The following is a 6,216-nucleotide window of genomic DNA, read 5'->3' on the forward strand; positions in this document are numbered from 1 at the left end:
CATCAGGGAATGACCATGCCGCGGCTGTATATCACGGACAGGCCAACAGGGACGGAATGATGGCGGCGTTTCGGTTGGCACATCTGTCCGATCCGCATCTGCCGCCGCTGCCGGTGGCGCGGCTGCGCGACCTCGCGGGCAAGCGCGCCTTCGGGTATCTGAACTGGACCCGCAACCGCCACAAATACCATCGCCGCGAGGTGCTGGATGCGCTGGTGGCGGATCTGCACGGGCAACACCCGGATCACATTGCGATTACCGGCGATCTGGTCAACCTCGCGCTGGAGACGGAGTTCAAGCCGGCGCATGCCTGGCTTGAGAGCGTCGGCCCGCCGGATCGCGTGACCGTCGTCCCCGGCAATCACGACGCCTATGTGCGCGCGACGCGGCATCGCTTCGCCATGACCTTCGCCGACTATCTGCGCGGCGATGGCGCCGATGGCGCCGCGCTGTTTCCATTCCTGCGCCGGCGCGGTCCGGTGGCTTTGATCGGCACATCCTCCGCGGTGCCGACGCCCCCCTTGATGGCGACCGGATGGCTCGGCCACGCGCAGCTCGCAGCACTCGAGCGGATGCTGGCGGAGTTGTCGACCGAAGGCGCCTTCCGTGTGCTGCTGGTGCATCATCCCCTGCATTCGGATGCGCGCGTCAAGCGGTTGACGGACTCGCACAAGCTGCTCGATCTCATCAAGCGATACGGCGTGGAATTGATCCTGCACGGCCATGACCACATCCACTCGACGATGTGGTTTGAAGGGCCGAGCGGCAAGATCCCGGCGATCGGCGTGCCGTCGGCTTCGGCGCTGCCGCGCCATCATTATCCGGCGGCGGCGTACAATCTGTTTTCGATCGAGCGCGACGGCAATGCGTGGCGCTGCGAGCAAGTCGTCCGCGGGATCGGCGACGATCTGCGCGTCGGGCGTTTGAGCGAGACGCGTCTGGTGTGACGCCGCTAGAGATTGCCCAGACTCGCAAACAGCGCCAGCGCAAAGAGTGCGAGTGCGCCGAGGATAAAGCCGAGCACGAACATCCCGACCCCACGGCGGCGGCGTGGCTTCTCGGCGGCCACGGGCTCCGCCACCTTCGCCGTCGCCACCATCGCATGCTCGCGCTCGATCATGCGGCGGGCGACATAGTCGGTGACCGCATCGACGATGACGGGCGCATCGTGCGATTCGGCGAGCACGATGCGGCCGAAACGGGTGTCCTGCACGAAGCGGTAGATCCGCTTGTCGCGCCCCATCACGATGTGGGCAACGACATCGATCCACAGCCGCGGCGTCTCGCCCTGGCTGATGCCGCGATCGAACAGGTCGACCTTTTCCGGCACCTGCGCGAACAAGGGATCGAGCGCCTCGTTCAGGATCTCCAGCCGCGCGACCTCGGCATCGCGCAGTTCGACGACGACGCCGGTGCGGTCGGCAGCCTCGATCCGCGCCTTGCGCAACGCTTCGCGCAGCGTCGGCCGCATATCACTCGCGGCATTGCCGGTATTGTGGGCGTCCGACATCCCTTGCGGCCTCGTCCTGACGGGTTCTACGCGGATTAACCTATCAGTAACCGCTACGTCCGCAAAGGCCGTTGGTTCCCAAGGGGTTATCGCGCGACTTATCCCCAAGGGGCATCAAACCGGGCGTCCCGAAATCAGACAGCCCCACCCGGAAATCCGGATGGGGCCGTCCGTCCTTGGACGCTTTCTTCAAACACCGACTGCCGGCAGCAGCCCGTCAGGCCGGGACGCGGGATGGCTCTTCCACGATGGAGAAGCGCACGCCGGCCTTGTGGCGGTTCTCTTCCGACACTTCGCGCCAGCAGTCCTCCGCTTCCTTGCGGGTCTTGAACGGACCTTTGACCTGGGCCGAGCCTTCGACGAGCTTGTGGAAGTTCATCGAACCGAACTCGCCGCCGATCACCCAGAAATTGCTGCCTTTGGTCATGATAGTCTCCTGATCATTCCACCGTTAGCCGAACTGGTTCATCGTATTGTGGGCGCCGCCCGCCTTCAGAGCGGCCTCGCCGGCGAAATATTCCTTGTGATCGTCGCCGATATCGGAGCCGGCCATGTTCTGATGCTTGACGCAGGCGATGCCCTGACGGATCTCCTGGCGCTGAACATTCTTCACATACCCGAGCATGCCCTGCTCGCCGAAATATTCCCTCGCGAGATTGTCAGTCGACAGAGCTGCTGTGTGATAGGTCGGCAACGTGATCAGATGGTGGAAGATGCCGGCACGCTTGGCTGAATCGGCCTGGAAGGTGCGGATGCGCTCGTCGGCTTCAAGGGCCAGCGGCGTGTCGTCGTATTCCGCCTTCATCAGCTCGGCACGGTTATACTTGCTGACGTCCTTGCCGGCTTCCTTCATCGCGTCGTAGACCTGCCAACGGAAGTTGAGCGTCCAGTTGAAGGACGGCGAGTTGTTGTAGGCCAGCTTCGCGTTCGGAACCACCTTGCGGATCCGATCGACCATCTTGGCGATCTGCTCGATATGCGGCTTCTCGGTCTCGATCCACAGCAGGTCGGCGCCGTTCTGCAACGAGGTGATGCAGTCGAGCACGCAGCGGTCTTCGCCGGTGCCGGGGCGGAACTGATAGAGATTGCTGGCCAGCCGCTTCGGACGCATCATCTTGCCGTTCTGGTTGATGATGACATCGCCGTTCCGGGCGTTGGCGGCCGTCACTTCCTCGCAATCCAGGAAGCTGTTGTACTGGTCGCCGATGTCGCCGGGCTTGTGGCTCACGGCGATCTGTTGCGTGAGGCCGGCGCCGAGCGAGTCGGTGCGGGTCACGACGACGCCGTCTTCGACGCCCAACTCAAGGAACGCGTGACGGCAGGCACGGATCTTCGCCAGGAACACCTCATGCGGCACGGTGACCTTGCCATCCTGGTGGCCGCACTGCTTCTCGTCCGAGACCTGGTTTTCGATCTGCAGGGCGCATGCGCCCGCCTCGATCATCTTCTTGGCGAGCAGATAGGTCGCCTCGGCATTGCCGAAGCCGGCATCGATGTCAGCGATGACGGGCACGACGTGGGTCTGGAAGTTGTCGATCTTCTCGATCAGCGCCTTTTCCTTCGCCTTGTCGCCTTCCTTGCGGGCGGCATCGAGCGCGCGGAAGATATCGTTCAGCTCGCGCGAGTCCGCTTGACGCAGGAAGGTGTAGAGCTCCTCGATCAGGGCGGGCACCGAGGTCTTCTCGTGCATCGACTGGTCGGGCAGCGGTCCGAACTCGGAGCGGAGCGCGGCGATCATCCAGCCGGACAGGTACAGGTAACGGCGATCGGTCGTGCCGAAATGCTTCTTGACCGAAATCAGCTTCTGCTGGGCGATGAAGCCGTGCCAGCAACCCAGCGACTGGGTGTACTTGGTGGGGTCGCCGTCATAGGCGGCCATGTCGGCGCGCATCAGCGCCGCGGTGTAGCGGGCGATGTCGAGGCCGGTCTTGAAGCGGTTCTGCAGCCGCATGCGCGCCACGGCTTCGGCGGTCACACCGTTCCACGTCTCCTTGGTCTTGAGGAGCGCTTCGGCGGCTTCAATCTCGCTGAGATAGGAAGCCGGTCCCTGGATAGCCTGGTCGCTGATCCCACGTGGCTGGTAGTTCATATGCGTGATCCTTGTCTTCGCCAATCGACATTCTTGACAGTGCATTGCGAAATGCGTGTCAGGAGCTAAACGCGAAGCGCTTGAATTAGTACAGATACCTTGCATTCGAATGGTGATGTCATGTAACATCTGTTCCTGTGTGAAATGTCATTTTGTAAACTTTGTAAATAAATAGTCAGGATCGCTGCCATGCCTGCCGACCCCGGTAAAAAGCTGTTTGTCGGCCCCCGATTCCGCCGGATCCGGCAGCAATTGGGGCTGTCGCAGACCCAGATCGCCGAGGGGCTCGGCATTTCCCCGAGCTATATCAACCTGATCGAGCGCAACCAGCGCCCGGTGACGGCCCAGATCCTGCTCCGCCTGGCCGAGACCTACGACCTCGACCTGCGCGACCTCGCGACCGCCGACGAGGATCGCTTCTTTGCCGAGCTCAACGAGATCTTCTCCGACCCCTTGTTCCGCCAGATCGATGTTCCCAAGCAGGAACTGCGCGACCTCGCCGAACTCTGCCCCGGCGTGACGCACGCGCTGCAACGGCTCTACGCCGCCTATACCGAGGCGCGCCGCGGCGAGACCCTGGTCGCCGCCCAGATGGCCGACCGCAACGAAGGCGCCCGCTTCGAGGCCAATCCGATCGAGCGCGTGCGCGACCTGATCGAGGCCAATCGGAACTATTTCCCCGAACTCGAGACCGCGGCGGAAAATTTGCGCGACGAATTGAACGTGGCCGCCGACGGGCTGTTCGCGGCGCTGTCGGCGCGCTTGCGCGAAAAACATTCGATCGTGACCCGGATCATGCCGGTCGACGTGATGCAGGAGACGCTGCGGCGCTTCGACCGCCATCGCCGGCAGCTCCTGATTTCCGAGCTCGTCGATACACCGAGCCGCACCTTCCAGCTCGCACTGCAGATCGGGTTCGCCGAATGCGGCGCAAGCATCGATTCCATCGTCGGCCGCGGCGGCCCGCTCGACGATGCGGCGCGCCGGCTCTACCGCATCACGCTCGCGAACTATTTCGCCGCCGCCGTGATGATGCCCTACCAGCCCTTCCTCGCCGCCGCCGAGGCGCTGAGCTATGACGTGCATGTGCTGGCGCAGCGCTTCAACGCCGGCTTCGAGCAGATCTGTCATCGCCTGACCACGCTGCAGCGGCCGAACGCGCGCGGCGTGCCGTTCTTCATGCTGCGGGTCGACAATGCCGGCAACGTGTCCAAGCGCTTCTCCTCCGGCACGTTTCCGTTCTCGAAATTCGGCGGCACCTGCCCGCTCTGGAATGTGCATTCGACCTTCGATACGCCGGACCGGCTGCTCAAGCAGGTGATCGAGCTGCCCGACGGCACGCGCTACTTCTCGATCGCGCAGATGGTGCGCCGACCGATCGCGCCGCACCCGCTGCCGCAGCCGCGCTTTGCGATCAGCCTGGGCTGCGAGATCCGGCACGCCTCGCGCCTCGTCTACGCCGCCGGCATGGACCTCGAGAAGGCCGAGGGCACACCGATCGGCGTTAACTGCCGCCTCTGCGAACGCGAGAACTGCGCCCAGCGCGCCGAGCCGCCGATCACGCGCACGCTGATCCTGGACGAGAACACGCGCCGGGTGTCGTCGTTCGCGTTTTCGAATGCGCGGGAGTTGTGAGGGATCAATCGACCGCTGCAAATACCTTGCACCAGCCGTCGCGGCTGATGTCGCCAGCGACAACCTTGCAGGATTTCGGTGCCTCGAAGAATGTGCACATGCCGCAGCTATAGATCCCGTTCGGCGAGTCCTGATACGCGGCTTGCTGCAGCGTCATCTTTTCCGCAGCGTTCGCCTGTGACCCGCGCAACAGGAACGCGGCCGGTGCGCTGCCGAGGAGCGTGCGGATGAGTTTTCGCCGCGACTGATCCATGCTGAGTGCCTTCGATCGTTCCGTGATCGTCGGATATCATAGCGAAGCGATCACGGCCCCAGCGTGGCGAAACAACACGTATTGGCCCGTGGGATGGGTAGAGCGAAGCGAAACCCATCGCGATGAAGCAAGCGGGACGATGATGGGTTTCGCTTCGCTCTACCCATCCTACGACGGATTCAATTGTCAAACAGCGCGCCGCTGTCATCGTCCGCGAAGGCGGACGATCCAGTATTCCAGAGCCGACAGCGCTTGAGCCGAGAAGCCGCGGGTTACTGGATGCCCCGCCTGCGCGGGGCATGACGATGGAGTTGGTGAGAGGATGTGCGTTTGCGTTCTCGCGGCATGAGATGCCCGAGGTTTGCTTCACTTTCCACCCTCCGCGATAACAGAGGGCGCAGGGAAAGCCGGGTGCTGGTTGCACCCGTGGGTCCCGTGCAACAAAAAGCACGGGGGTAGGACCACAGGTTCAACCGAAGCATTCCGGCTTTCCCTGCGCGATGGTGTTACGGCTTACTTCGTGCTCTCCCCGGTGACCGGCTATCTAATGCACACATCTTTGTTGCGAAGATCGGCGAAGACTGATTCCCTGATGAGAGGCGGTCTTGTGGAGGGAGGTCTTATGTCGATGGAGGTTGGACTGGGACGATTTGGCGATCGTCGCCTGGAAAAAGGGGGGCGTCGTTGCATGACGCCCTCGTTCGCCGGCCTGGTTCATGCATTCGTCGT

The 6,216-nt window shown here is 63.1% G+C and carries 6 protein-coding genes; 2 read left to right on the forward strand and 4 right to left on the reverse strand.

Annotated features, from left to right (window positions below):
- The first annotated feature begins 59 nt into the window (after positions 1-59).
- Complete coding sequence (locus K288_RS0120880) at positions 60-947, forward strand: metallophosphoesterase (RefSeq protein WP_027581314.1); 888 nt, start codon at positions 60-62, stop codon at positions 945-947.
- Positions 948-952: 5 nt separating this feature from the next.
- Here K288_RS0120880 and K288_RS0120885 read toward each other — a convergent pair whose 3' ends face one another.
- The 3 genes from K288_RS0120885 to K288_RS0120895 form a co-directional block, all read right to left on the reverse strand.
- On the reverse strand, positions 953-1,510 hold the full coding sequence (locus K288_RS0120885; RefSeq protein WP_027581315.1) for a hypothetical protein: 558 nt from the start codon (positions 1,508-1,510) through the stop codon (positions 953-955).
- Between the two features lie 217 nt (positions 1,511-1,727).
- The gene (locus tag K288_RS0120890; RefSeq protein WP_027581316.1) at positions 1,728-1,937 is read right to left on the reverse strand and encodes a hypothetical protein; all 210 of its coding nucleotides are present in this window, start codon (positions 1,935-1,937) and stop codon (positions 1,728-1,730) included.
- Positions 1,938-1,961: 24 nt separating this feature from the next.
- Entirely contained in the window at positions 1,962-3,599 is a 1,638-nt protein-coding gene (locus tag K288_RS0120895; protein WP_027581317.1) for an isocitrate lyase, read from the reverse strand.
- A gap of 189 nt (positions 3,600-3,788) precedes the next feature.
- Between K288_RS0120895 and K288_RS0120900 the strand changes: the two genes are divergently transcribed.
- The gene (locus K288_RS0120900) at positions 3,789-5,234 is read left to right on the forward strand and encodes an XRE family transcriptional regulator (protein WP_027581318.1); all 1,446 of its coding nucleotides are present in this window, start codon (positions 3,789-3,791) and stop codon (positions 5,232-5,234) included.
- Between the two features lie 4 nt (positions 5,235-5,238).
- Here K288_RS0120900 and K288_RS0120905 read toward each other — a convergent pair whose 3' ends face one another.
- Positions 5,239-5,487: a hypothetical protein gene (locus K288_RS0120905; protein ID WP_027581319.1), complete on the reverse strand. Its 249-nt coding sequence runs from the start codon at positions 5,485-5,487 to the stop codon at positions 5,239-5,241.
- Positions 5,488-6,216 lie beyond the last annotated feature (729 nt).

Source organism: Bradyrhizobium sp. Ai1a-2 (genome assembly GCF_000426245.1).
In the GTDB taxonomy this organism is placed as follows: domain Bacteria; phylum Pseudomonadota; class Alphaproteobacteria; order Rhizobiales; family Xanthobacteraceae; genus Bradyrhizobium.

Bases quoted from the DNA above. Each gene is read 5' to 3' on its own strand.
- K288_RS0120880 (WP_027581314.1), top strand. From the start codon at position 60: ATGGCGGCGTTTCGGTTGGCACATCTGTCCGATCCGCATCTGCCGCCG.
- K288_RS0120885 (WP_027581315.1), bottom strand. From the start codon at position 1,510: ATGTCGGACGCCCACAATACCGGCAATGCCGCGAGTGATATGCGGCCG.
- K288_RS0120890 (WP_027581316.1), bottom strand. From the start codon at position 1,937: ATGACCAAAGGCAGCAATTTCTGGGTGATCGGCGGCGAGTTCGGTTCG.
- K288_RS0120895 (WP_027581317.1), bottom strand. From the start codon at position 3,599: ATGAACTACCAGCCACGTGGGATCAGCGACCAGGCTATCCAGGGACCG.
- K288_RS0120900 (WP_027581318.1), top strand. From the start codon at position 3,789: ATGCCTGCCGACCCCGGTAAAAAGCTGTTTGTCGGCCCCCGATTCCGC.
- K288_RS0120905 (WP_027581319.1), bottom strand. From the start codon at position 5,487: ATGGATCAGTCGCGGCGAAAACTCATCCGCACGCTCCTCGGCAGCGCA.